Source organism: Arenibacter sp. F20364, from assembly GCF_023015905.1.
Classification (GTDB): domain Bacteria; phylum Bacteroidota; class Bacteroidia; order Flavobacteriales; family Flavobacteriaceae; genus Arenibacter.
Genome location: NZ_JALKBD010000009.1, coordinates 166197 through 190817, shown reverse-complemented (window position 1 = coordinate 190817; position 24621 = coordinate 166197). Strand labels below are relative to the sequence as shown.

Below are 24621 nucleotides of genomic sequence, written 5' to 3'. Positions count from 1 at the left end.
GGCTAAAATTAACGTATTTTTGCGGTAATCTTAATGGTAGATATGAACAATAATTTTAAAATGGTGGCCAAGACCATGTTTGGTTTTGAAGAAATTTTAGCCAAGGAACTGCGTAATCTAGGTGCTGGGAATGTTGAAGAAGGGGTTAGGAGTGTTTTTTTTGAGGGCGATACAGGTTTTATGTACAAGGCGAACCTTTGTTTGCGAACTGCAATAAAAATTGTTAAACCTATCCATTCGTTTCGGGTTCGGGATGAGAATGAACTTTACAAAAGGATCTATGCTATGGATTGGTTTGATTATCTATCAACCTCCACTACTTTTGCTATAGACGCAACAGTAAATAGTGAAAACTTTTCCCATTCCTTATATGTATCCCAAAAAACCAAGGATGCCATAGTGGATAAGTTTAGGGATACGGACGGCAGTAGGCCGGATGTGGATATTAAATTCCCGGATGTAAGGATCAATATCCATATTCAAAATGATCAATGCAATGTGGCCTTGGATTCCTCGGGAAGGTCGTTGCACCAAAGGGGGTATAGGACTGCTACCAATATTGCACCCATAAATGAGGTATTGGCAGCCGGTCTGTTGTTGTTAAGTGGATGGGACGGACAATGTGATTTTTTGGATCCGATGTGCGGTAGTGGCACTTTATTGACAGAAGCGGCCATGATTGCCTGTAATATTCCAGCCAACATTAATAGGAAGGAATTTGCCTTTGAGAAATGGCACGATTTTGATGCCGATCTTTTTGAAAAAATTGTGGATAGTAGCCTTAAAAGAACAAGGGAGTTTAATCATAAGATCATTGGATATGACAAGGCACCTTCCGCTATTAGAAAGGCCCAGGATAATATTGTTAATGCCAATTTATCCGATTATATAATGGTGGAGAGGAAAAACTTTTTTGATACCGAGAAATTCACGGACAACCATTTGCACATGGTATTCAATCCGCCCTATGGGGAGCGTTTGGATATAGAAATGGAGGATTTTTATACTGATATAGGTAATACCTTAAAACGAAATTACCCTGGTACCGATGCCTGGTTCATTACATCCAATTTGGAGGCCTTAAAGTTTGTAGGGCTTCGTCCTTCCAGAAAGATCAAGGTCTTTAATAGCCATTTGGAGTCGCGCCTGGTAAAATACGTAATGTACGAGGGGAGTAAGAAGGCCAAATTTAATAAAGCGGAATAGCCTGTAATTGATAATTTAAAAGTATAGTAATCTTGAAACCGAAATACAAAGCTCTTCTCTTTAATTTTCTAGGCTTCGCCATTTTATTTGTGGCAGGTAGATTGTTATTGGGTATGTTCTTATCTCTCAACACTTTGGTGCTGGCCTTTATAGCTGCGGTAGCAGCAAGTTTTTTGGCACCTAAATTTAGTGCTATAAAATCAAAATCCGGAGAAAAATTGATGATGAAATGGATATTTATTAAGGGTTTCCGGGAGCTCTAGGTTTTTCTGGGATTGGCGGTTCTTTTTCTTCCTTTTCCTTAATTTTTTTGGCTTTTTTGTAAAGCGGTAAAAAATAAGTAATGGAATAATTGTAGCCAACACCAAATTTACTCCCGTCTGTTACTTTATTGAATCCTGGGATCCATAGATTTCTAAAATTGTCCGGGTCCTTGTTGCTGACCAGGAACCCAATACGAACACTGGCCCCCAAATAAATATTGGCAAAAAGTTCCGCCTTAACACCTAGCACGGCCTCCAGCCAACTGGCATTTAATCCACTAAATTCTTTGGCGATATCTGAACCCAATGGAAAATCGTTGATGGCATTGGGGTCCGGATTGATTTGATAATCGGGGTCGTTCCAATATCGGTCGGTGTCATATATTTGATAGTTGTTCAAAGTTTGGCTAAAAGTACTATAGGCATAGCGTCCCCCTACGTGTACAGAGTTGTTCATACCATACCAATTTCCATAGGTGTTATAATCTACCCCCAGTTTTAAGTAGCTTCCAGAAGTGGTAAAATTGTATAGGTCTTCTTGTTTGGTATTCTTTTCATTACCCAGTTCTGTAGCCACATAAAGTTTATTCGTAATTCTATAATCCCCAACTATTTCAAGTCCTTGATAGTCATCATTTAGAAATGATATTAACAGGCGGCTAAGATCTATCCCTACCCTAATGCCGTAAGGGTCGGTGTGGGCCACAGTGTCTTTTGGCTGCAAGTCAATAGGCTTACTTTGTGAGTAACCTAAAAGAAAGGCGAGAAATAAAAAACTACTAATGAAATATCTTAACATGGGCCGCTGTTGAATTTTCTACCAATGGGGTTACAATTTCTATATCCTTTATCCAGTTGTCCGTTTCCATTTTTAGATCGCTACTTACATCTTCATAATTGGCAATATATCCACATGCTCTGGAAACAAACTTATCTATTCTGGTATAATTTAAGTACAAGGTATCTAAATCCCCTCCTTCTACGGTTATTGTCTCTCCCTCGGAATTGGTAGCTTCAACGTCTGAAGAGTTGTTGATAAAATAAAAACCTGTTCTGTTTTCTGCAACCTTTAATGGAATGGCAATGGAATCCGAATCGGTTCTATCGGATACGGTGGTAACCGTGGTATTTTGACCAATTCCCACAATTCTAAATTTGCTAACCTTTTTTAATTCAGTGGGGTTGTCCACGTCATAAAATCTAATAACCAGCAAGGGGGTGTTTCCGTCTATACAAATATCATCTTTCTCGCAGGCTACGAAGCCAATAAATGTAATTATAAAGAGTATTGGAATATAGATTTTTTTCATGCTTCGATGGACTATTTGGTCCGTTTTTTCAAAAGTACAACATTTTCAACATGATGGGTTTGTGGAAACATATCCACGGGCTGCACTTTCAGTATTTCATAATCCTCCTTCATCATTTCAAGATCCCTGGCTTGTGTAGCACTATTACAGCTAACATATACAACCTTTTCAGGGGCAATAGACAATATTTGCTGAACAACGGCAGCATGCATACCATCTCTAGGAGGATCCGTAATAATAAGGTCGGGCCTGCCGTGCTCTTTGATGAATGCCGGATTAAAGACATTCTTCATATCCCCTGCAAAGAAATCTACATTATCTATTTTATTTCTTTCTGCATTGGCCTTAGCATCTGCAATGGCCTCTGGAACGGCCTCAATGCCTATCACCTTTTTGGCTTTTTTTGCTACAAACTGGGCAATGGTCCCTGTACCGGTATAGAGGTCGTAAACCAATTCATTTCCGGTAAGTCCGGCAAAATCACGGGTTACTTTGTATAGTTCAAAGGCTTGGTCCGAGTTTGTTTGATAAAATGATTTGGCATTTATTTTAAACTGAAGGCCTTCCATTTCCTCAAATATATGGTCCCGTCCAGAATAACATATGATTTCTTGGTCATATATAGTGTCATTTTGTTTTTGGTTGATAACATATAACAAGGAGGTTATCTCTGGAAAGATCGATGCTAAATGGTTCAACAGCAATTCCCGCTTCTCTAAATGGTCCTCGTAAAACTGAATCATTACCATTATTTCACCTGTAGAGGAAGTGCGTATCATCACCGTCCGCAGCATGCCCCATTGGTTTCGGGGATTAAAGAAGGACAGGTTGTTCTTAATGGCAAAATCTTTTATTTCCAACCTGATCGCATTGGAAGGATCTTCCTGCAAATGACATTTTTTTATGTCCAATATTTTGTCCCACATTCCTGGAATATGAAATCCCAACGCATTTTTGTCATCAATTTCTTTACCGGAGTTTATTTCCTCCAGGGTAAGCCACCTACTGTCCGAAAAAGAAAACTCCATCTTGTTCCTGTAAAAATATTGCTTTTTGGATCCCAAAATGGCATTGGTTTTGGGCAATTCCAAATGACCAATTCTGCGAAGATTGTTTTCCACCTCTTTTTGCTTATAAAATAGCTGGTGCTCGTAACCCATATCCTGCCATTTACACCCCCCGCAAACCCCGAAGTGTTCACAAACAGGCGTGGTTCTTTTGTCCGAATAGGTATGGAAATTAGTGGCAACGCCTTCAAAATAGGCCTTTCTTTTTTTTGTGGTCATAACATCTACCACATCACCAGGTACTGTATTGGTTAAGAAAATTACTCTTCCATCGGGTGCTTTTCCAATGGTTTTTCCTTTGGCTCCTGCATCTACTACCTCTACGTTTTCAAAAACTTGTCTTCTATTCTTTCTGCGCATGGCGCAAAAATAGGAGATTTTTTTAGGATTTATCTAGCTTTTTAACAGAGTCTTATTTGTATTTGTTAGATTCGTTTTGGCATTAGCAGAAATAAAATACAAATCGGGGCCAAGAATTGTTTCGATTTGTTTGAATTGGCGGCATATGATAAATTTAAGGGCACAGAATATTAGTCGTCTGATCGTAATGAACATTAATCTTTAAACCCTATAAATTAATTATAATGATAAAATTCTTTTTTTGCCTTTTCATGATCAGCTTTTTTTCTGGACAGGCTCAGCAGGGCAGAACAGCAAAAGGAATTAGGGGCAATAAACCAAATATACTTTTCATAATTGCTGATGATTTAACCGCCACTGCCATTTCATCTTATGAAAATAGGGCGTCGTACACTCCCAATATTGATCAATTGGCGGCCAAAGGCGTCCAGTATACAAGGGCATATACCCAATATCCAGTTTGTGGCCCTTCAAGAGCATCCTTAATGTTTGGCTATTATCCCAACGCAACTACTACTTATGGATATGTAAGTGGTAGGGAAAATGTGGGCCCTTCGCGTAAGTCCCTTTCTCAATTGTTTAAAGACAATGGGTACTACACTGCCCGGGTTAGTAAAATATATCATATGGGAGTTCCCATAGATATTGAAACAGGTTCTAACGGCCAGGATGACGAGGCCTCTTGGACCGAACGGTTCAATAGTCAAGGACCGGAATGGACCGCTGAAGGAGAAGCCGAATTGGTGCAGAATAACCCCTATGGTCTAAAGCCCAGAAAAGGGGGTAATGTCATGACCATTGTAAAGGCAGATGGGGATGATTTGGTGCATTCAGATGGAAAAACTGCTGAAAAAGCTGTTCAACTTATTAAAGAGAATAGGAATAACCCCTTCTTTTTGGCGGTGGGTCTGGTACGGCCGCATGTGCCCTTTGTTGCTCCCAAAAAGTATTTTGAACCTTATCCACACCAGCAAATGGTTTTACCGCCCAAAGTAGAAAATGATTGGGACGATATTCCAGCCCGTGGAATTAATTACGTAACCAGTGTAAATGGTGAAATGTCCGAAGAGCAGGAAAAAAAGGCCGTAGCAGGCTACTATGCATCCGTCGCCTATATGGATACCCAGGTAGGAAAGATATTAAAAACCTTAAAGGAGGAAGGCTTGGAGGAAAATACCATTGTTGTTTTTACTTCGGACCACGGATTTCATCTGGGGGAGCATCGGTTTTGGATGAAAGTAAGTCTACATGAGGAATCGGTTAGGGTTCCCCTGATTATAAAGGTTCCCGGTAAGGCTCCGGCCGTTTGCAACTCCTTTTCGGAACTCTTGGACCTATATCCTACTTTGGCAGAATTGGCAGGGCTAAAGGCATCGGAACACTTACAGGGAAAAAGTCTGGTTAAAACCTTGGACGATCCTAAGACCACCGTACGGGATTATGCTTTTTCCGTAACCCAAGGAGGAAAGTCCTTTTTACTGCGCAACCATAAATGGGCATATATTCAATACGATGAAGATGCCGGAGCTGGAATGGAACTTTTTGATATGGAGCACGATGCCAAACAGTACAATAATTTGGCACATAATCCTGCTTATTCAGATGTGGTCCAGGACATGCAAAAGATATTGGCAGGGAAATTAAGGGAAATTAGGACTAATGATTTAGGGATCCAATATGGATCAAATTAGCAAAACTGACAGATCTTTGAAAGTAAAAATGTGTCATGGTGCCAAGGAAAACTACAAATTGAAATTGAACGGTACTTTATCTTACTTAATATTGGCAATCCTGTTATTGGGCACACACAATAGCTTTTTTTGCAGGGCCCAAAATATAAGGGTCACAGCTGGAAGAATTGATTCCAAAATGGTAGATGTAATGGAATCTCCAAATGAAATAATAGGGGCATCCATATTTCAAATTCCCAATTATTTTGTTTGGGGCGCAAGTGTGGTTAAAGGGGACGATGGTAAATATCATATGCTTTTTTCACTGTGGGAAAGCGGGAAGGAAGGAGGAAGCTTTGCGCGGGATTGGGTGTTGCAATCCAAAATTGGCTATGCTGTTTCAGACTATCCGGATAGGGATTTTGAGTTTCAAAAAATAGTATTGAAGGGTACGCGTTACCATGGGGATTACTCATCATGGGATGCCCAAATGGTACACAATCCACATATTAAAAAATTTAATGGAAAGTATTATCTCTATTATATAGGGTCCAAAGATCCTGGAGAACAGCCCAAGGGGTCCAAAGGCGAAAATTTGGACCAACGTTCAAGGGTGCAACAGTCCCTTTGTATTGGGGTGTTGGAGTTTGAGAGTTTTGAAAATTTGCTTTCGGGTAATTTTGATCGTCCAAAACGGCCATTATTAATACCTAGAACAAGGGTGAAATCGGATCATATTCTAAATGGTTCCCCAATTGGTACAAAGGCAAAGCCCGACAACATAATTGTAGTGAACCCTTCTGTGGATTATAATCCCATAAACCAAAAGTATATGCTGTATTTTAAGGGCAATGTTTACGAGCCAGAGTGGAAGGGGGTACATGGAGTAGCTATAGGTAACAATCCTAATGGTCCATTCCGGCCTTTGGATAGTTTTGTTTTTGATGTGAGAATGCCCAACGGTACCTTGGCAAGCACAGAAGACCCCTTTGTTTGGTACTCCCATAAAATTCAAAAATTTTTGGCCATAGTGAAGGACTTTTCCGGTAGGCTGACCGGGCATAAAAAAACTTTGGCCCTTTTATCTTCCTCTGATGGAATAGTATGGGATTTGACAAAAAACCCTCTCTTTATGGAGCGAAAATTACTTTTGACGGATGGTTCTATCATTGAGGTTGACAGATTGGAACGTCCGCAATTGTTGTTGAATGATGAGGGTATACCCCAATATTTGTATGCAGCATCTGCCTTGGGAAATGTAAACGCTAAAAACGATGGCAGTTCTTTTAATGTGCAGATTCCCTTGGAAGTTATTGTCGAATAAAATTAAGAATGAAATGAAGCACAGATTGAAAAAATGCACTCAAAATATTCTATTGATTTTTCTCCTGTTCCCATTATTGATGGTATCACAGGAAACGAAAGGCGATTTTGGAATTATCACCTATAATATTTGGAATGGTTATGATTGGGGCAAAGATCAGGAAAGAAGGGAAAAAGTGCGCAATTGGATAAGTACTCAAACTCCAGATGTCGTGGCACTTCAGGAATTATGTGCCTATACCCCTGAAAAGTTGCAGGAAGATGCAACAGCTTGGGGGCATCCCTATTCCGTTTTGTTAAAGACTACAGGATATTCCGTTGGTTTTACCTCCAAATACCCAATAGAGCTCAAAGAAAGAATTGTAGAAGGTATGCATCATGGTGCTTTGCATTGCAAAACCAACGGAATCGATTTTTTGGTAATTCATCTGCATCCCGGAAGCATTGGAAGAAGACGTGAAGAGACCAATATACTTTCAAGAAAATTGGAGGCCATCATCGAAACTAGTTCCAAATATGTGGTTTTGGGAGATTTTAACGACCATTCACCTTTTGATGCCGATTTGTACGATCCCAATGGTTATCTATTAAAGAGATTGCGGGAATCCAATGCGGAAAAGGGGTTGAAAGGCAATATTATAAACGGCAACTTTGATTATGCCGTAATGTCTAAATTCCTTTCAATCCCTTTGTACGATGTAGTCCAAAAATTTTCAGCGGGTATTAGTGAAAGGGGCAGCTTTCCGGGACGGGTTTTGGCGAAAATAAACAAGGAATCCGAGGAAAAATTGGCCTCGCGTCTGGAACGTATAGATTATATTATGGTTTCACCTGATTTAAATAAAAAATGTTTGCAAGCAAAAGTTCATAATGCGGCAGGGAATTGGTATTTGTCCGACCATTATCCCGTGAGCGCCAGGTTTGAACTAAAGGATTGAACAGTAGGTTTTTCCGTAATGAAAATCAATTCATAAATTGTTTTAAGAAGCAAATTACAATTCGTAAATTGCCCCTACTACAATAAATGGATGATTTCTCTCCCCAAGAAGGAATTGCTAAAGTTTTATTTTAAATTATCATATCATGTCGGTTTTAGAAAAATTAACTTCTAAGGATGCAATTGCATTGGAGGAAAAATTCGGAGCACACAACTATCATCCATTGCCCGTAGTTATAAGTAGGGGGGAAGGAGTTTTTGTTTGGGATGTTGAAGGAAAGAAATATTACGATTTTTTATCGGCCTATTCGGCAGTAAATCAAGGCCATTGTCACCCTAAAATTATCAACGCCTTGATTGGTCAAGCTCAAACGCTCACTCTTACATCCAGAGCCTTTTACAATGACATGCTCGGCAAGTTTGAGAGGTTGGCGGCCGATACATTTGGGTATGACAAGTTACTACCCATGAATACTGGTGCGGAGGCCGTTGAAACGGCACTTAAAATTTGTAGAAAATGGGCTTATGAAAAAAAAGGTATTCCTGAAAACCAAGCAGAAATTGTAGTCTGTGAAAATAATTTTCATGGTCGTACAACCACTATTATCTCTTTTTCAAATGATCTGGTTGCCCGTAAAAACTATGGACCCTACACAGAAGGCTTCCTTAAAATTGAGTACGACAACCTAAAGGCCTTGGAAGAGGTTCTGGAGAGTAATACAAATATAGCTGGATTCTTGGTAGAGCCCATACAAGGGGAGGCCGGGGTATATGTGCCAACGGAAGGATATCTGTACGGGGCAAAGGAATTGTGCAAAAAGCATAACGTACTTTTTATAGCCGATGAGGTGCAGACAGGAATCGCACGTACTGGAAAATTATTAGCTACCTGTGGTAATTGTAGTTGTCCTGACAGGCATTGCAGTGGTACACCCGAGGTGAAACCGGATGTATTAATTTTGGGAAAGGCTCTTTCAGGAGGGGTTTATCCTATTTCCGGGGTTCTGGCCAATGATGAAATTATGGAAGTTATCCGACCCGGTAGCCATGGCAGTACTTTTGGCGGTAATCCGGTGGCTGCTGCTGTAGGCATTGCAGCCTTGGAAGTTGTAAAGGAAGAGGGGCTGGCAGAAAATGCCTTTCAACTTGGCGAACTCTTTAGGGAAGAACTCAATAAGTTTATTCCTAGTTGTAATATTGTCAATGCCGTTAGGGGCAAGGGCTTGTTAAATGCTATTTTGATAAATGATACCGAAGATAGTACCACAGCTTGGGATATTTGTTTGGCTTTAAGGGATAACGGTCTCCTGGCCAAACCTACACACGGAAATATTATAAGATTTGCTCCTCCTCTGGTGATGAAAAAGGAACAACTTTTGGAGTGTGTGGGGATTATTATAAAAACACTTAAGAAGTTTGAAAAATAATGTACTCGATAATCGAGATCAAAACCTGCCTGTTCCGTTTAGGCCGGCCTTCCCGATTCGTTCAGGCGGGCGTAGAAATGTTATTGGTACTTTCCTTCCGAAGCCTTGAGGGCCTGCCTTTGTTTGCACTTAGGTATTTGACTAATAATTAAAATGAATAGTCCGTTATTGTATATATAACGGGCTATTTTTATCCTGGAGCCAAAAGGATAAAAGGATACATCCTTATATTCCTTAGAATTGTAAACAAGGCGATTATTACAAATAGCACTATCGGAGTTTTGGGATGATAAATAAGATCGGGCAAAGTTGTTCTGTTCCTTAGTGGGGCATAATTTCGGATCCAATGATAGGCAATCAATAAAAAGGCTGGAAGAAAGAGCAAATTATGACGGGCAACGCCTTTGATATCAAAATGTAGTAGATCATGTAAGGCCCTCTGGCTTCCACATCCCGTGCAGTAATAGCCTGTGGCCGTTAAAAATGGACATTTTGGAAATAAATGGGATTTACTGGGATTGTAAAAAAAATAAAGGAGCAGTATTCCAAAGAATACAATTCCCAATAGGATAACTCCGATTATGTTCTTTCTGCTAGAAATCACCTGCGCTCATTAATCCTCCAAAAAGGGCCAAGCCGAAGAATGCTATATATATTAGCCAAAATAAGCCGGCGATGGCAATACCAACAATAGCCCATGTTTTGGCATTTTTGGATGCTCTTTCGGCCTGTTCATAATTGCCAAGGGCATAAGCCTCATTTACCTTGGCTGCATTTACGATACTGACTATACCAGGGATCAGGCAACAAAATACAGTACTTAGGATGGCCAAAACCAAATAGTTGTTGGGTTTTGGTCTGGTTTGATTATTTTCCATAAAATTGTTATAAAATTGTTTGGTCGTATTTAAGCTTATTGAAGGTTTTGGAAATAATCTTCCATTCTTTCCCTCATCAGTTCTTCGTTCTGTAAGGCATCCCAACCAATAATGGAGATGATCCAAATGAAGAAGATAAATACCAGTATATTTAGGACAATGCCTATAATCGATAAAGTCTTGCCTAACTTAACATTGTTGTATCCTTCATATATACTCGGGTTTAAAGCGTATAGACTGGTGGCCTTGTTAGCTAGAATTAGGCCTATTATACCAAATATCAATCCAATAACCCCATAGCAGCAGCAAGTTACGATTGAAATAATCCCGAAAACTAAAATTAGTGTTGCGTTAGGTAGTTTTTGTTGTTCCATAATTGTGTTTTAATGTATTAGATGAACCATTTTGTAAACATAACTTACAATGATGATTCCGGCGTTTAAGTATAGAAGGTAGATTTTTATTTTGAAGGAATTCTTAATATTGAATACTAGGGAGGCACCAATAAAACCTACTAGAAAAATAAGAGTATATATGGCTGGATATATCTTTAGGGCATCAATAAAATTGCCTTCCAACAAAAAGGAAATAGACCGTTGAAAGCCACATCCAGGGCACTCAATACCGAAAAGCTGCTTGTTCATGCAAGGCAGCATATAGTTTTCGAGTTCCAACAGAATTGCCATCAGGATTATTTAAAGTGCTAATATAATTCTTTACCGAAAATTACCATTATTTTTGGGCAATGAAAACAAAACGCACTTTTTATTTGGTACTGATCCTACTAGGAGCGGGAATTGCTGGGTTGGGAGACCATATTATGCAAGAGGAATATGCGTTGAGCATTGGAATTGTCCTTTTAATGCTTGGTTTGCACAAGACTACACAGTTGTGGAGTATAGGCCAATATAATGAAGAAGAGAAAGACAAAGAAAATAACTAATGGATTTTAAGGTTGGGGATCAGGTTGAGGCCATTGATGATATTGTTCAAGGGGTTGTGGTTAAAATAAATGGTGGGCAAATTACCGTGGAAAGCAAGGACGGGTTCTTGCTGCAATATACGGAGGCCGAATTATTGAAAATAGCCGGCTCCAATGCCATTAAAGTGTCCAATTTTGAGGTGGCCAAAGTAAAGGCTGAGAAAGAAATACCAAAAAAAAGGCATAGTAAGAAATTAAGGTCCAAGGAACGATATGCCCCACAAATGGAAGTTGACCTGCATATAGATAAGTTAACACCCTCCACAAAAGGAATGACCAATTTTGAAATGTTGAACCTTCAACTGGATACGGCGAAACGCCAACTGGATTTTGCTTTACGTAAAAAGATACAAAAGGTTGTATTCATTCACGGTGTAGGGGAGGGTATATTAAAGGAAGAACTGTATTTTCTTTTTAAACGGTACGAAAATGCAAAGTTTTATGATGCTGACTACCAGAAATACGGTATGGGGGCAACGGAAGTATATTTTTTTCAGAATACCCCATAATTAATTGGTGGTCACTGTCCCAAAATCGTTAATACTTAGGTCGGTGATTCGCTGGCCATTGGAATTGTTGATCAGGGTAATCTCACTTAACCTTATGGTGTGTTCATAAGAAGTATTTTCACCATCAACTATTTCTGTAGTGGTTATTAATACAGAACCACCTTCTGCCTCAATTTCTTCGATAACAGTAGGCTCCGTCACAGGAATTACATCACAAAAATAGTTTGTGGTAACATTCTCCGAAAAAATACGATAGGTGATGATAGTGCTGCCGGAAATGGGATACGCCACCTCCCCGTCCGATGCTTCGTTCTTAAGGGTCCCACTGGCCAAGGTGAGAATTAAAGCTTCACTGTCCACCATTTTAAAAAATAAAGTGGTGCCGGTAGTAACTGTACTGCCACAATATTGAATGTCGCTATCGTCAAAATTTATAGTTTCAATTTGCAGATCCCCATCATCACATGAATACAGGGCCAAACACAAGAGGAAAGTCAAGAGATTTTTCATGCCTCAAATTTAATTGAAATATAAGATATAAACCTAGAGGTTTATGGGCAATTTGCAGGAAATTAACTTTATTTCAAGTAATTTTGACGAACTTTCCTGGAGTTGGGAAAGCTTTTAATTTGAACAGTTTTTAATGAAAAAGGTTTATTTGGATAGTGCCGCAACCACTCAGGTCAGACCGGAAGTCATCTCAAAAATGCAAGATGCCTTGGCAGATTGCTATGGCAATCCGTCTTCTTCCCATGGCTTTGGAAGGACCGCAAAAACAGCTATCGAGAAGGCGAGAAAAACCATCGCCAAATACTTAAATGCCCATCCGGCTGAGATAATCTTCACTTCGGGAGGTACCGAAGCAGACAATATGATTCTTAGGTGCAGTGTAAGGGATCTAAGGGTCAGAACCTTAATTACTTCCAAAATTGAACATCATGCAGTATTACATACAGCCCAGGCGCTGGCCGAGGAATATGGCATTGAGCTGTTGTTCGTTGAATTGGATAGCGATGGCAATCCGGATCTTGCCCATTTGGAGTCGCTGTTGAAGAGGGATGGAAGTAAAAAATTAGTGAGCTTGATGCATGTAAACAATGAAATAGGGAATATCATAGATATAACGGCAGTGGGTAAACTTTGCATGGAGAATGACACCTTGTTTCATTCAGATACGGTACAGTCCATTGGACATTTTCCATGGGATGTACAAAAAACCAATGCCCATTTTTTAACTGCTGCGGCCCATAAATTTCATGGCCCCAAGGGGGTCGGATTTGCTTATATAAAAAGAAATACTGGTTTAAAGCCATTGATTTTAGGCGGATCACAGGAACGCGGCTTTAGGGCGGGAACTGAACCGTATCATAATATTGTAGGATTGGAAGAGGCTTTTAAAGCAGCATATGATCACTTGGAGGAGGAAAGAAATTATGTAACTGTGTTAAAAAGATATTTTATAGAAAAAATATCCAAAGCAATTCCCGATGTAGCTTTTAATGGTCTTTCCGGGGACATGGAGCGCAGTACCTACACCCTTGTCAATGTGCGCCTCCCTTTTGATCCCGAAAAGGCACTGATGTTATTGTTTCATTTGGATTTAAAGGGGATTGCGTGTTCCAAGGGCAGCGCATGTCAGTCCGGTAGCGATATTGGTTCCCATGTTCTTGCGGAAATCCTTTCCCCTGAAGACATGGAAAAACCTTCTTTACGATTTTCGTTCTCAAAATATAATACCAAAGAGGAATTGGATTACGTTATTGAGGTCTTAAGGGAATTCGGTGCAAACTAGTTCTTTTTTCGATCTCTTGGACGTTCCCTGTCGTATGGAAATTTTCTGGAAGCCAGTTTCATCATCAGATCGATGAGGTCAGTAGTGTTTTTTCCCGATTTCTTGTTGATTTGCTTTTCGTATTTCCACAGCAATTTGCCAGTTATACCGTCACTTATTTTTACTCCTATTCGGCCATAATTGGCATCGCCGTTAATGTAATCTAGAAGGCTAAATTCTGTGGGGACACCTTTGGACAAAAGTACGTTTAAGTCTAAAGTGCCACTTATGATGCCATCGACCTCTAGAATTTCTGCTAGTTCCTTTACACTGTAAATATCAATATTATCATACGAAATACCATTTTGTATTAGGATGGCATTGGTGTTCTTGATATTCTGGAACTCGACAGAAAATTTCTTTTTCCTTTTTCTTTGGGAAAAATAGGTTTCTAAGGCGTCCTGTACGGCATATCCCTCCTTCTTTTCCAAATCTTTTAATTCTACACTGGATATTTCATCCTTCAATTCCAAGTTGGTCAAGAATGGGATAATGGCCAAATTATTATGATTATTGCTTAATTCATCAAACTTATCACTCTCATAAATGTTTTTTTGAGCGGATAACCCTAAGCAAATAAAGGTAAATATAGTTACAAGAATATTTTTCATCTATAGATATTTGTTCTTTTTGTACAACTCGTTTAACTAGGTTGGTCCTTCAACATGGGCCTTATTAAGGTTGTTGCCCCATTGTGCTTATCAATTTTGTTATTAAACCTTATTTCCAGATTTAAAACCGCATTTCTATCTTTATATTTAAAATTCGACCGGTCATAAAATTGGGTACGGCAAATTGTTGTTGATTTACCAAATCCCTTACCCATGTGTTGGTTATGGAATTTTGGTTGTTAAATAAATTAAATATTTCAAAGCCTACGTTTAAATCCTTAAAAAGCCGCAAAAACGAATTTTTGTCATTGGATTTATTAGCTCCCACAAAAATATAGGAAATTCCTAAATCTGCACGTTTATATGCCCTTAATCTATTTTGATAAAGATAAGGGTCGGTATAGCTGGGAGAACCTCCGGGCAATCCTGTATTGTAAACAAGGTTTAAGTACATTTTAACGTCCGGGACCTCTGGCATGTAGTCCTGAAAGAGAATACCGACCTTTAAGCGCTGATCTGTTGGTCTGGAAATATATCCTCGTTCATCAATGTTTTCCCCGGTTTTAAGGTAGCCTAAACTAAACCATGACTCCGTGCCTGGAACAAAGGCACCGTTTAACCTAAATTCTGCCCCATATGCGTAAGCTTTTGCATTGTTCTGGGCTGCATATCGTATACGGACATCCTCTAAGGTATAAGGATTAACATGGGTCATTTTTTTCCAGTAGGCCTCACCGATCAATGTAAAAGGCCTTTGCCACAATTTAAAACTGTACTGGTTTCCAAATACAATATGATATGATTTTTGGGCCTCCACTTCAGGGTGGACGATGCCATTGTTATCTCTTAATTCCCTATATAATGGGGGCTGTTGGTATACCCCCCCGGAAAGTCTGAACAACATATCTTTTGCCCAATTGGGTTTAATGGAAAATTGGGCCCTGGGACTAAATATAGTATGCGAGCTGCTTTTAAGGTTTTTACCGTTCACGATCCAATGGCCAGCCCTGGCCCCAATGTTATAGTAAATGCTATGTTCGTTCCATAGAGTGCGATGGCTATATTGCACAAATCCGGAAAGTTTATTGGTGCTTACCGAATTTCTGGCAATTATACCCTCGTAGGGCACCAGCGGCGCCTCAAAGGGTATTTCCGGTTCGTTGCGATCAAGACCAGAGTTTGGAGGTCGGACCATATATCCTAATGAGTCTATGAATTCCGACTCCCTAATTTGGTCTCTAATATCGGTGTGCTCGTATTTTAGTCCCCATGAAATGGCTTTGCCATCCATGGTATGGACTCCTTTATGCTCCAAATTGAAGATTTTTGCATCCAGGTCATTTCGGGCACGATTGTATTGCGTGGCCAATCCATTTATTGGGCTAGGCTCCCCTAAATCACTTTCCTCAAGATTTGTGTTTATTTCGCTAAGCCGGTATTGTGATATTACATCGGAATATTCTTGCTCCCTATTAAAATAAAGGGAGGAAATAAATTTCAGGCTGGTATTGTCGTTTAACTGGTATTCCGCTTTCAGGGCATTTAGGTAGGTCTGATATTGGTTTTTTTCACTTCCGGAATAGTAGACCGTCAAGGTTTTAATATCGTTAAGCGTTCCAAAATTGGTCTGTCTGGTAAATGGTTGGTTTCTGTAGTTATTGATTGAAATATTTCCCAGATAGCTTATCCGGAATTTATTGGAAAATATATAGGTGGTATATTGTTGAATATCAAAAAATGAAGGGTCGTAGTTGCCATTGGTATTCTGGCTATTGACAAGGAGGCGGTTGTCCCTGGACCTGATGCTTGTCAAGGAGGATAATTTCTTGTTTTTTGATACGCTTTCCAGAGTAGTCGCAGTCCCTAGGCGGGTGGCGCTAATTTTAAGTCCAAAAGAAACCGGTGTTTTATAGCTGATATCCAAAACGGAAGAAAGCTTATCGCCATATTTGGCTTGAAAGCCCCCTGCGGAAAATTGTAGATTTCCCACCATATCACTATTTATAAAACTCAAGCCTTCCTGTTGCCCGGAGCGAATTAGAAAGGGCCTGTAGATTTCTATGTCATTGACATACACCAAATTTTCATCAAAATTGCCCCCTCGTACCATATACTGGGTACTGAGCTCATTGTTGGAGGAAACACCAGGTAGAAGCTTCAGTATATTTTCCACGCCAGCATTCGCTCCCGGAATATTGCGAACAACATCGGCTGAAATAGTGGTGATCCCCTCAGCGTACCTATTGCCTGAAGGGGTTACGACAACCTCGGCGATAAGTATTGCTTCATTTTTCAGAATTGGGTTAAATTCATAATTCTCATTGGTATTCAGAATTAAATCTTGGATTATTAGCTTTTCGTTCCCTAGATGGGTAAAAGTTATGGTTGTTTCCTGGTCTGCTATTATTTCCAATATATAAAACCCGTTCACATCGGAAAAAGCTCCTTTGTTGTTGGATGTAATATTAACGTTTGGCAAAGGGGTATGGTTTTCGTCAAAAACCACACCGGTTATGGTCGCTGTTTGTGCCTTTAGATTGGTTGCCGAAGATGCTATAACGACAAGAAAAAATAGTTTAAGAAGTCTCAATGTTTCATTTTCTGTAAAAAGTACTCGTGAAAGTACTGCTATTACCAACATTATCGGTAACAACGACTTTCAAATCACATTGTTTTTTATCCAATATAAGATCATCAAAATTATAGGTAATGGTATTGGTCTTAGGCTCATATTCCAAAAGTATCCATTCACCGTTAAGGGTTGCGTCATAAGAGTCAATTCCACTTAGGTCATCCGTTATCTTTAAGCTTAAATAACTGTAGTTGGTAAGCCACTGTTTGTTTTTAAAATTTTTCGGTCTAATCTTTGGTGCAACGGTGTCTTTCGCCAAGGTGTAGGTTCCCAGATTCCTGGTTCTTGTGGTAAAAGTAGTACCCCGTTTATAGGTAGAGGCGTAATTTGCGGATCTATTGTTGTCCAGTCTTCCAATAAATAGCTGTTTCCGTTCCTCCTCCGAATATTTTGAAACATCAAAGGTTATTGTAAAGTTTCGATGTGCGGGTACCTTACTGTTGTGAATGGTAATGGTGTCCTGTCCATTTTTTAAATCGATATAAAAATTGTCATAAAAGGTATTTGCCGGGAAGTATACTTTTGCCCCGCCCAAATCAAAATTGTTGGGTTTTTTTGCAATAATATAGTGATCAGATTTCTCTTCCGTTTTTGGAATTTTAATTTCTTCATTTTTTCCTTCCACCGGAATAATCAATTTGGTAAGGTTGCCGGCAAGATCATTAATAAGAATTTCGACATTATAGGATAAACCTTCGCTCACCTCTATTTTTCCATCATTGTATATGGTTCTGTAAATACCCAAGAGATTGCTTTCGTCCTTAAAGCACTTTTGAACCCTTTCCCTATGGGTGCTATAGTGGTCGTAATCTATCAAAGTGTTTATATATCTACTTTCTGTAAATGAAAATGTTTCAAAATCGTAATCGGTATATAATTTTCCATTCACTATTTGCTTCACCGAATAAACTCCGTTTTGATTGGCGGCAAGATCCTGGCGGTCAAATGTATTTACTCCAAACCCAATGGTACCTAGAGCGGTTACCTTGTCGGCAAGATAGCTGCCATCACTCTGTCTGTGGTATCTTAGTTTTATTTTTTCCTGACTCTGATTTACCTGGGAGTTATCCGAAAGAGGATAGGCGTAAACACCCAACAAGGTAGGGTCTGTGGCATCCCTCACTTCTATTCCATAAAGAAGCGGGTTTGTAGGCATTTCGGACGCACTGTTCCTAATTTCGAAATGCAGGTGGGGTCCAGCAGACCCACCAGTATTTCCCGTATAGGCAATAAGATCTCCTTTCTGAACCTTGAGTTCTGAAAATTTCGGAAAAATTTCTACTTCAAATGACTTTTTTTGGTATTGAATTTTCTTTACGTATGCTTCTATTTCGGGTGAAAATTTTTGAAGGTGGCCATAGACCGATGTATAACCATTGGGGTGGGCAATATACAGTCCTTTTCCATAGCCCCATTCCGAAACTTTTATCCTGGCAACAGTACCTTCGCCTATGGCATAGACCTGCAATCCTTGTCGCTGTTGCGTTTTTATATCGATTCCCGCATGAAAATGATTGGAGCGCAGTTCCCCAAATGTTCCTGATAAAACTATTGGAATATCCAAGGGGGGACGGAAAAAATCCTTTGGATACGGAGCTTGTCCATAAAATATTGAGGTAATTAGAGAAAATCCTAAGAAAAAGCCTTTCATATAAGTAATAATTGGTACGAATGTAATTAATACCGTCCTAAATCAAAAAAAAGTCTGTGTTATAAAATATATAAAAAGGCTCAATTATTTTTCTTAACTTGAGGTAGGAAATTTTACTTTGAGAATAAATGAAAAAAGAATTGCTAAGTATAAAGAGGTGTGTTAACTTTGTGTAAAATGCATTGATATTTGCAAATGAGTGAATTGGTAGATATTGTTGATTCTTTAGAAAATAAAATAAGTAAGTTGTTGCATAAGCTGGAGCTTTTGCACCATACCAACATAAAATTGGAAGAAGAATTGGTTACTGTAAAAAACGATCATGAGGCCACAAGAGCTTCGGTGATTGAATGGCAGGAAAAATACAATTCACTAAAATTAGCGAGTTCTATGCTGGGCAGTGATACAAATAAGACCGAAGCTAAGCTTAAAATAAACACATTGATAAGAGAGTTGGACCATTGCATTGCCCAACTTTCGGAATAGTGTAAATAAACAATATGGCAGAGAAGCTCAAAATTAAGCTTTCTATAGCAGATAGGGTATATCCCTTAACGATTGATCCATTGCAGGAGGAGGGGCTTAGAAAGGCAGCAAAGAATATAGAACAGCTGGCAAAGAAATTTGAGCAAAACTATGCCGTTAGGGATAAGCAAGATGTGCTGGCCATGTGCGCACTTCAGTTTGCCTCTAAAATTGAGCAAAAAGGGATAGACCAGTCAGAAGGTGTGAAAGAAGCTGCAGAGCGACTAAAAGCACTGAATATGTTGGTCAGTTCCAAGTTAGGGATGAAATAACGTTCTTTAAAATAAATATAGTTACTGCCCACATTGGTAATTAATTTTTGACAAACTCAACACTAATTTGTTTGAAAAGGGTGAGTTTAGATTGTAAAAGCAAGCCTTACTTGTATAAGGATCCTTGAGCAGTCTGGTAGCCCTAAACCTGTTTATCGGGGTTTGTACAAATCTTCCATCAATGTGGGCTTTTTTTATAAATAATTTTCAAAAAAAATATGGATAGTATAGCAATAATAATAGGATTGGTTGGATTGGGAATTGGTTTTGCCATTGCAAAATTTATGGAAAAGGGCAAGGCTTCAAAAACCATTGCCAGCGCAAAAAAAGAGGCGGCCAATATCGTTAAGGAAGCCAATATTGAAGGAGAGAATATTAAGAAGGATAAAATATTTCAGGCCAAGGAAAAGTTTTTAGAGCTCAAAGCAGAGCACGAGAAGGTTATCATACATAAGGATAAGAAAATTTCAGAAGCAGAAAAGCGGACAAGGGATAAGGAATCACAGGTTAGTAGCGAACTTGCAAAAGGAAAGAAATTAGGAGAGCAACTAGAGAGTAAGCTAAAGGAGGTAGATTATAAGAGTGAATTTTTGGAAAAGAAACAATCCGAGCTGGAAAAATTGCATAAAAGTCAGGTACAACAGTTGGAGGTTATTTCCGGATTATCTGCCGAGGAAGCAAAATCTCAATTGTTGGAATCCTTAAAGGATACGGCAAAATCCGATGCTATGACCTATATACAGGCCACAGTAGAAGAAGCTAAGCTTACGGCACAGCAAGAAGCCAAGAAAATCATTATCAATACCATTCAGCGTATTGGTACCGAAGAAGCGGTGGAAAATTGTGTTTCTGTCTTTAATTTGGAATCCGATGATGTAAAGGGAAGGATTATAGGCCGTGAAGGAAGAAATATTAGGGCATTGGAGGCAGCTACAGGGGTTGAAATAATTGTAGATGATACTCCGGAGGCAATTATTCTTTCCTGTTTCGATTCTGTACGTAGGGAAGTGGCCCGTTTGTCGCTGCACAAGTTGGTGACCGATGGTAGGATACATCCCGCGAGAATTGAGGAAATTGTTAAAAAGACAGAAAAACAGATAGAGGAGGAAATAGTTGAAATAGGTAAACGCACTGTAATCGATCTAGGTATACACGGTCTACATCCAGAATTGATCAAGGCAGTGGGTAGAATGAAATATCGTTCTTCATACGGCCAGAACCTATTGCAACACTCTAGGGAAGTTGCCAAATTATGTGGAGTTATGGCTGCCGAGTTGGGGATAAACCCAAAATTGGCCAAGCGTGCCGGTTTATTACATGATATTGGAAAGGTACCAAATACTGAGGCCGAGGTAGAAACTCCACATGCTATTCTTGGGATGCAATGGGCTGAAAAATTTGGTGAGAAACCGGATGTGTGTAATGCCATTGGTGCCCACCATGACGAGATAGAAATGAAAACGCTTATTGCACCCATAGTGCAGGTGTGCGATGCCATTAGTGGAGCAAGACCAGGAGCCAGAAGACAGGTGTTGGATTCCTATATTCAGCGTCTAAAGGATTTGGAAGATATCGCCTTCGGATTTGGTGGGGTACAAAAAGCTTACGCCATTCAGGCAGGAAGGGAATTAAGGGTTATTGTGGAAAGTGAAAAAGTAAGCGATGACAAGGCTGCTGAACTTTCTTTTGAAATTTCCCAAAAAATCCAAACGGATATGACTTATCCTGGGCAGGTGAAAGTTACCGTTATTAGAGAAACTAGAGCGGTAAACGTAGCTAAGTAAAAGATATAATTTTTATAAGCCTCCCCAAAAAAGAACTATAGTTCTTTTTTGGGGAGGCTTATTTTATGAAATACCCACCAGGGATTTGATTATTTGTGAACAGCCTTTGTAGGTTTTAAGATAATTCTATTAATCTCCCTTATATGGTCTGCTAATAGTTTTTGTTTTATACATAACCAGTTCTTTCAAGGCCGTTTCTGTCCATTTATCCCAATAGGATTGTTTTGATAGATTGCTATATACTGCAGCATCATATGCATCCTGTTTTAATTGGAGTTCTTGGTTGACTTCATCGCCTATCAGCTCCGCTTTCTTTACAAGGTCATTGAAATTTTTTATCTCATAGTGCAACCTTTGAATAAATTTCCTGGCGTATATTTCGGTAATGTCAAAATGGATTTGTTCGTGATTTAATATCAGGGCGTGGTTGTGCCCATTTTTGAAATAAGATGAATGGCAATCGAAATAGGTGTTAACCTCTATAATGACCATGTTTTCTTCAGAATCTATTCTAGTGCTATAGCCAAAATAGGCGTTGGTGGCCGCAACAAAAGGCCTGTTCTCTGTTGATCCCTTGAAGTCTGACACTTTGAGTTTTCTAACAGAATTCCAAAGAATTTCTTTTTCAAAGGCTTCAGGATTGGGCACGGAATAGATATTCCCCCTTATTCTATGGCAAGGGTTTAATAGCTTGTTAGGAAGCTTATGCTTTGTGATGAACAGTAAATTACCACCAATTTCTTTCGCCTCTTTTTCTGATGCCTGTTTAACCTGTCGAAGATTGCAATCTCCCGTGAAAGTATTATGTTTGGTGGCTATTGTACCGATCAATAGCGAATCGCTGAGGTTTGGATCCTCTTTGGTGATAACAAATACTACATTGGGCAACGGTAAGGGGTTGGAAATGGCCTTAGCTGTTTCTTTTACAATTATTCTAGGCGTCCCACAGCTTGTTAGCGAAATAACAAACCATAAAGCCATCATTGCGCTAACCTTATTTTTACTAATATGCTTCTATTTTAAAATTCTTTTGGGTTGAAGGGGTCTATTCTTCTTCCTCGGAGGAATCTTCCTCATTTTCCGCTTCTTCGGCCTCTTTAATCAAATTGTTTTCCAGGATGTTAAGCTTTTTAAGTTTGGCTTTCCATGTTGCCAACGATTCCTTGTGGTTGTTTATGTTTTTAACTACCTCCTTGACCAAGGGGTTGTCCTCGGAAGCATTGGAAAAGAATTGAAGATTGTTTTCCAATTGCCTAATTTCACTTTTACTTTCATCTATTTTTCTTCTGATAAAAGTACGTTCATTGGATATTGCGTAGTCGTTGTCATTATTGGCTAGCTGCTGTATTTTATTTCCGTATTTCAGCAATTCCGCCTCTTGTCTGTTGACATTCAATTTCTTGAAAAGTGCATCGAGAATTTTGTTGAACTTGGCATTTATACTTTTTTTATTGAAAGGAACCCTACCGGCCTCTTTCCATTCTGAAATAAACTCTTTGATAGTAGCCAGATCCTTATTCTTATCACCGCTTAGTTCGAAACTCTTTAAATTTTCCAGACATGCATTTTTCCGGTCTAAATTCTCGATCTCTTCCTTGTGGGCTTCATTTTTTAGTGCGTGTAAACGGTCAAAGTAGTGATTGCATGCAGATTTGAACTCCTTCCAAATTTTGTCGGAGTATTTTCTGGGGACATGCCCGATTTTCTTCCATTCGTTCTGAATTCTTTTCATTTCCTGGGTGGTAGTATCCCATTCTTCACTATCCTTCAAGGAAACCGCAACCTCTAACAAAGCCCTTTTTTTATCTAGATTAGCCTGTTGGTCCTTCTTTAGATTTTTGTAGTAGTTGTTCTTGTTCCTATTAAACTCACGTACCGCATCCTTAAAACTTGCCCAGGTCTTCTCATTAACTTTCTGGGGCACTTTCCCCGCCTTAAAGAAAGAATCACGTAATTTTTCAACTTCCCTTATTTGTTGTTGTAACTCCTTGTGACTTGAGGCTATATGGGTGGCTATTGAGCTTATGGACTGGATGATTTCGTTTTTCTTTTCCAGGTTTTGTTCGTAGACCTTCTCTAGGTCTTTGTAATACTCCTGTCTTCTTTGGTGCAGTAATTTGGTGGCATTGCTAAAACGTTCCCATATCTCTTCCCTGTGTTCTTTGCCAACGGGGCCTATATCTTCCTTCCAGATTTTATGCAGGGTCTGTAGTTCTTGAAAAGCCTTGTTTAAATCCTCTATTTGGACCAACTCTTCGGCCCGCTCTACAATCTTTAGTTTCTCCTCGTAGTTGTGCTTAAAGTCCAGATCCCTCAGCTCCCTGTTTAAATGAAGGAAGTCATAAAATATTTCAATATGGTGGTGGTATGTTCGCCAAACATCGTTGTAATTGGCACGTGGAATAGGGCCCGCATTTTTCCAGCGCTCCTGAAGATCTTTAAAATTTTTATAAGTTGTGTTTATATCTTCTTCAACGTTCACCAATGCCTTAAGTTCGTTGATTATTTCCAGTCTTTGGGTAAGATTGGATTTAAGGCCCTGCTCCAGGTTTTTATAATAACTATTTCTTTTTTCCCGGTAATCTGAATAGACCTCGTTGAATTGTCTTTTGGTAACAGAATTGTATCGAAAATCTATTTCGTTTCCACCACTATTAACAAAGTCCTCCTTCTTTTCATCTATAAACTCCTGAAATTTCTGATCGAATTCATATTTGATTCCATCAACATGCTTTTTAATGGCTTGTACCTTTTCATTCCTTACCAATCGTTGAAGTTCACCAACCAAATTTTCCATGGACATAGCGTGGTAATCCGGCATAGGGATATGGTGTCTCTGGAGGTTGTCGGAATCCTCCGCATCCTCTGCGTTGGATTCATCTATTTCCTCCTGAACATCTTCCTCTTTTTTCTCAGTTCGCTCGTCGGACTTTTCGCTGGTAGTAGCATCTTCAACCGTACCTTTGGCAGTATCGTTTTCTTCAATGGATTCTACTTTTTCCTTGACCGTTTGGGTCGAAGTTTCTTGGGCCTGACCTTCGTCATTAGTTTCGGATTCAGAAGATGAACTTTGTTCTATAGCCAAATCCTCTGTACTATTTCCAGAATCCGTTTCATTGGTCTCAGGGGCGGGATTGGATTTTGATGCATTCCCGGCATCCGAATTATTTATTGGTTCGGTGTTTTCCGAGGTTTCCTTTGTATCTACGTTATTCTGTAGTTTATCTTCTTTATCTTCTAACATTTTATGAATGTTTATAGCTTTCTAAATGTAATGTACGGAAATAAAATTACATCCGTAGATATATCAAAGGTAATGAAACTTCTTTTTAAGGTTTTTTGGGTAGGGGATTTAGGTGTTTTTTTGGTTTTAGGTAACCTAG

25 protein-coding genes and 1 other RNA gene are annotated in these 24621 nt (G+C 39.2%); 13 read left to right on the top strand and 13 right to left on the bottom strand.

Annotation, left to right across the window (positions count from 1 at the left end):
- Positions 1-42 precede the first annotated feature (42 nt).
- A complete protein-coding gene (locus tag MWU84_RS09845) occupies positions 43-1206 on the top strand; it encodes a THUMP domain-containing protein (protein ID WP_246901153.1) in 1164 nt (387 codons plus the stop codon).
- 32 nt (positions 1207-1238) lie between these two features.
- Positions 1239-1469: a hypothetical protein gene (locus tag MWU84_RS09840; protein ID WP_246901151.1), complete on the top strand. Its 231-nt coding sequence runs from the start codon at positions 1239-1241 to the stop codon at positions 1467-1469.
- Here the strand turns inward: MWU84_RS09840 and MWU84_RS09835 are convergent.
- Genes MWU84_RS09835 through rlmD form a run of 3 tightly spaced genes read right to left on the bottom strand, consistent with a single transcriptional unit; the run spans position 1447 to position 4206 of the window.
- On the bottom strand, positions 1447-2268 hold the full coding sequence (locus tag MWU84_RS09835) for a DUF6048 family protein (RefSeq protein WP_246901148.1): 822 nt from the start codon (positions 2266-2268) through the stop codon (positions 1447-1449). The two genes, MWU84_RS09840 and MWU84_RS09835, sit on opposite strands and share 23 nt — an antisense overlap.
- On the bottom strand, positions 2249-2779 hold the full coding sequence (locus MWU84_RS09830; protein WP_246901146.1) for a DUF6452 family protein: 531 nt from the start codon (positions 2777-2779) through the stop codon (positions 2249-2251). Before MWU84_RS09830 ends, MWU84_RS09835 begins: the two co-directional genes overlap by 20 nt.
- Before the next feature lie 11 nt (positions 2780-2790).
- Entirely contained in the window at positions 2791-4206 is a 1416-nt protein-coding gene (gene rlmD / locus MWU84_RS09825) for a 23S rRNA (uracil(1939)-C(5))-methyltransferase RlmD (RefSeq protein ID WP_246901145.1), read from the bottom strand.
- A gap of 224 nt (positions 4207-4430) precedes the next feature.
- Here rlmD and MWU84_RS09820 point away from each other — a divergent pair, with 224 nt between their 5' ends.
- From MWU84_RS09820 to rocD, 4 genes are all read left to right on the top strand, one after another.
- The gene (locus tag MWU84_RS09820) at positions 4431-5897 is read left to right on the top strand and encodes a sulfatase (protein ID WP_246901144.1); all 1467 of its coding nucleotides are present in this window, start codon (positions 4431-4433) and stop codon (positions 5895-5897) included.
- Between the two features lie 16 nt (positions 5898-5913).
- Complete coding sequence (locus MWU84_RS09815; protein ID WP_246901142.1) at positions 5914-7200, top strand: glycoside hydrolase family protein; 1287 nt, start codon at positions 5914-5916, stop codon at positions 7198-7200.
- A 13-nt stretch (positions 7201-7213) separates the two neighbouring features.
- On the top strand, positions 7214-8137 hold the full coding sequence (locus tag MWU84_RS09810; RefSeq protein ID WP_246901141.1) for an endonuclease/exonuclease/phosphatase family protein: 924 nt from the start codon (positions 7214-7216) through the stop codon (positions 8135-8137).
- A 145-nt stretch (positions 8138-8282) separates the two neighbouring features.
- The gene (gene rocD / locus MWU84_RS09805; RefSeq protein WP_246901139.1) at positions 8283-9563 is read left to right on the top strand and encodes an ornithine--oxo-acid transaminase; all 1281 of its coding nucleotides are present in this window, start codon (positions 8283-8285) and stop codon (positions 9561-9563) included.
- A 190-nt stretch (positions 9564-9753) separates the two neighbouring features.
- Here the strand turns inward: rocD and MWU84_RS09800 are convergent, their stop codons facing one another.
- From MWU84_RS09800 to MWU84_RS09785, 4 genes are read right to left on the bottom strand one after another with little or no spacing between them, the layout of a single operon-like run.
- On the bottom strand, positions 9754-10167 hold the full coding sequence (locus MWU84_RS09800; RefSeq protein WP_246901137.1) for a DUF2752 domain-containing protein: 414 nt from the start codon (positions 10165-10167) through the stop codon (positions 9754-9756).
- The gene (locus MWU84_RS09795; protein ID WP_246901136.1) at positions 10157-10441 is read right to left on the bottom strand and encodes a CD225/dispanin family protein; all 285 of its coding nucleotides are present in this window, start codon (positions 10439-10441) and stop codon (positions 10157-10159) included. The genes MWU84_RS09800 and MWU84_RS09795 overlap by 11 nt, the downstream gene beginning before the upstream one ends.
- 35 nt (positions 10442-10476) lie before the next feature.
- On the bottom strand, positions 10477-10815 hold the full coding sequence (locus MWU84_RS09790; protein WP_246901135.1) for a CCC motif membrane protein: 339 nt from the start codon (positions 10813-10815) through the stop codon (positions 10477-10479).
- A 9-nt stretch (positions 10816-10824) separates the two neighbouring features.
- Entirely contained in the window at positions 10825-11085 is a 261-nt protein-coding gene (locus tag MWU84_RS09785) for a DUF2752 domain-containing protein (protein WP_246901173.1), read from the bottom strand.
- A gap of 101 nt (positions 11086-11186) precedes the next feature.
- On the opposite strand from MWU84_RS09785, the gene MWU84_RS09780 reads away from it, so the two are divergent.
- On the top strand, positions 11187-11384 hold the full coding sequence (locus tag MWU84_RS09780; protein ID WP_246901133.1) for a hypothetical protein: 198 nt from the start codon (positions 11187-11189) through the stop codon (positions 11382-11384).
- Positions 11384-11932, top strand: coding sequence for a Smr/MutS family protein (locus MWU84_RS09775; protein WP_246901132.1), 549 nt, complete (start codon positions 11384-11386; stop codon positions 11930-11932). Before MWU84_RS09780 ends, MWU84_RS09775 begins: the two co-directional genes overlap by 1 nt.
- Here the strand turns inward: MWU84_RS09775 and MWU84_RS09770 are convergent, their stop codons facing one another.
- Entirely contained in the window at positions 11933-12442 is a 510-nt protein-coding gene (locus tag MWU84_RS09770) for a hypothetical protein (RefSeq protein ID WP_246901130.1), read from the bottom strand.
- A gap of 133 nt (positions 12443-12575) precedes the next feature.
- Between MWU84_RS09770 and MWU84_RS09765 the strand changes: the two genes are divergently transcribed.
- Positions 12576-13724 carry a cysteine desulfurase family protein gene (locus MWU84_RS09765; RefSeq protein WP_246901128.1) on the top strand — a complete coding sequence of 383 codons (1149 nt, stop codon included), beginning with the start codon at positions 12576-12578 and terminating at the stop codon, positions 13722-13724.
- Here MWU84_RS09765 and MWU84_RS09760 read toward each other — a convergent pair.
- The 3 genes from MWU84_RS09760 to MWU84_RS09750 form a co-directional block, all read right to left on the bottom strand.
- Positions 13721-14374, bottom strand: coding sequence for a hypothetical protein (locus tag MWU84_RS09760; protein WP_246901124.1), 654 nt, complete (start codon positions 14372-14374; stop codon positions 13721-13723). The genes MWU84_RS09765 and MWU84_RS09760 overlap by 4 nt on opposite strands.
- Positions 14375-14495: 121 nt before the next feature.
- Complete coding sequence (locus tag MWU84_RS09755) at positions 14496-17015, bottom strand: carboxypeptidase-like regulatory domain-containing protein (protein WP_246901121.1); 2520 nt, start codon at positions 17013-17015, stop codon at positions 14496-14498.
- Positions 16969-18657: a M23 family metallopeptidase gene (locus tag MWU84_RS09750; protein ID WP_246901119.1), complete on the bottom strand. Its 1689-nt coding sequence runs from the start codon at positions 18655-18657 to the stop codon at positions 16969-16971. Before MWU84_RS09750 ends, MWU84_RS09755 begins: the two co-directional genes overlap by 47 nt.
- Before the next feature lie 195 nt (positions 18658-18852).
- Between MWU84_RS09750 and MWU84_RS09745 the strand changes: the two genes are divergently transcribed.
- The 4 genes from MWU84_RS09745 to rny all read left to right on the top strand — a co-directional run bounded on the left by MWU84_RS09745 (position 18853) and on the right by rny (position 21238).
- Positions 18853-19143 (top strand): hypothetical protein, encoded by a 291-nt coding sequence (locus MWU84_RS09745; protein WP_246901117.1) that lies wholly within the window; start codon positions 18853-18855, stop codon positions 19141-19143.
- Between the two features lie 14 nt (positions 19144-19157).
- The gene (locus tag MWU84_RS09740; protein ID WP_246901114.1) at positions 19158-19454 is read left to right on the top strand and encodes a cell division protein ZapA; all 297 of its coding nucleotides are present in this window, start codon (positions 19158-19160) and stop codon (positions 19452-19454) included.
- A 54-nt stretch (positions 19455-19508) separates the two neighbouring features.
- Positions 19509-19618: non-coding RNA, 6S RNA (ssrS, locus tag MWU84_RS09735), on the top strand.
- A gap of 54 nt (positions 19619-19672) precedes the next feature.
- Positions 19673-21238 (top strand): ribonuclease Y, encoded by a 1566-nt coding sequence (gene rny, locus MWU84_RS09730; protein ID WP_246901110.1) that lies wholly within the window; start codon positions 19673-19675, stop codon positions 21236-21238.
- 129 nt (positions 21239-21367) lie between these two features.
- Here the strand turns inward: rny and MWU84_RS09725 are convergent, their stop codons facing one another.
- Together MWU84_RS09725 and MWU84_RS09720 are read right to left on the bottom strand one after the other, a co-directional pair.
- Positions 21368-22222 carry a hypothetical protein gene (locus tag MWU84_RS09725; protein ID WP_246901108.1) on the bottom strand — a complete coding sequence of 285 codons (855 nt, stop codon included), beginning with the start codon at positions 22220-22222 and terminating at the stop codon, positions 21368-21370.
- A 61-nt stretch (positions 22223-22283) separates the two neighbouring features.
- Positions 22284-24482, bottom strand: coding sequence for a DUF349 domain-containing protein (locus MWU84_RS09720; RefSeq protein WP_246901105.1), 2199 nt, complete (start codon positions 24480-24482; stop codon positions 22284-22286).
- Positions 24483-24621 lie beyond the last annotated feature (139 nt).

Coding starts and splice junctions, on each gene's coding strand:
- MWU84_RS09845 (WP_246901153.1), top strand. CDS start 43: ATGAACAATAATTTTAAAATGGTGGCCAAGACCATGTTTGGTTTTGAA.
- MWU84_RS09835 (WP_246901148.1), bottom strand. CDS start 2,268: ATGTTAAGATATTTCATTAGTAGTTTTTTATTTCTCGCCTTTCTTTTA.
- MWU84_RS09830 (WP_246901146.1), bottom strand. CDS start 2,779: ATGAAAAAAATCTATATTCCAATACTCTTTATAATTACATTTATTGGC.
- rlmD (WP_246901145.1), bottom strand. CDS start 4,206: ATGCGCAGAAAGAATAGAAGACAAGTTTTTGAAAACGTAGAGGTAGTA.
- MWU84_RS09820 (WP_246901144.1), top strand. CDS start 4,431: ATGATAAAATTCTTTTTTTGCCTTTTCATGATCAGCTTTTTTTCTGGA.
- MWU84_RS09810 (WP_246901141.1), top strand. CDS start 7,214: ATGAAGCACAGATTGAAAAAATGCACTCAAAATATTCTATTGATTTTT.
- rocD (WP_246901139.1), top strand. CDS start 8,283: ATGTCGGTTTTAGAAAAATTAACTTCTAAGGATGCAATTGCATTGGAG.
- MWU84_RS09795 (WP_246901136.1), bottom strand. CDS start 10,441: ATGGAAAATAATCAAACCAGACCAAAACCCAACAACTATTTGGTTTTG.
- MWU84_RS09790 (WP_246901135.1), bottom strand. CDS start 10,815: ATGGAACAACAAAAACTACCTAACGCAACACTAATTTTAGTTTTCGGG.
- MWU84_RS09785 (WP_246901173.1), bottom strand. CDS start 11,085: ATGAACAAGCAGCTTTTCGGTATTGAGTGCCCTGGATGTGGCTTTCAA.
- MWU84_RS09780 (WP_246901133.1), top strand. CDS start 11,187: ATGAAAACAAAACGCACTTTTTATTTGGTACTGATCCTACTAGGAGCG.
- MWU84_RS09775 (WP_246901132.1), top strand. CDS start 11,384: ATGGATTTTAAGGTTGGGGATCAGGTTGAGGCCATTGATGATATTGTT.
- MWU84_RS09770 (WP_246901130.1), bottom strand. CDS start 12,442: ATGAAAAATCTCTTGACTTTCCTCTTGTGTTTGGCCCTGTATTCATGT.
- MWU84_RS09765 (WP_246901128.1), top strand. CDS start 12,576: ATGAAAAAGGTTTATTTGGATAGTGCCGCAACCACTCAGGTCAGACCG.
- MWU84_RS09760 (WP_246901124.1), bottom strand. CDS start 14,374: ATGAAAAATATTCTTGTAACTATATTTACCTTTATTTGCTTAGGGTTA.
- MWU84_RS09755 (WP_246901121.1), bottom strand. CDS start 17,015: ATGTTGGTAATAGCAGTACTTTCACGAGTACTTTTTACAGAAAATGAA.
- MWU84_RS09750 (WP_246901119.1), bottom strand. CDS start 18,657: ATGAAAGGCTTTTTCTTAGGATTTTCTCTAATTACCTCAATATTTTAT.
- MWU84_RS09745 (WP_246901117.1), top strand. CDS start 18,853: ATGAGTGAATTGGTAGATATTGTTGATTCTTTAGAAAATAAAATAAGT.
- MWU84_RS09740 (WP_246901114.1), top strand. CDS start 19,158: ATGGCAGAGAAGCTCAAAATTAAGCTTTCTATAGCAGATAGGGTATAT.
- rny (WP_246901110.1), top strand. CDS start 19,673: ATGGATAGTATAGCAATAATAATAGGATTGGTTGGATTGGGAATTGGT.
- MWU84_RS09725 (WP_246901108.1), bottom strand. CDS start 22,222: ATGATGGCTTTATGGTTTGTTATTTCGCTAACAAGCTGTGGGACGCCT.
- MWU84_RS09720 (WP_246901105.1), bottom strand. CDS start 24,482: ATGTTAGAAGATAAAGAAGATAAACTACAGAATAACGTAGATACAAAG.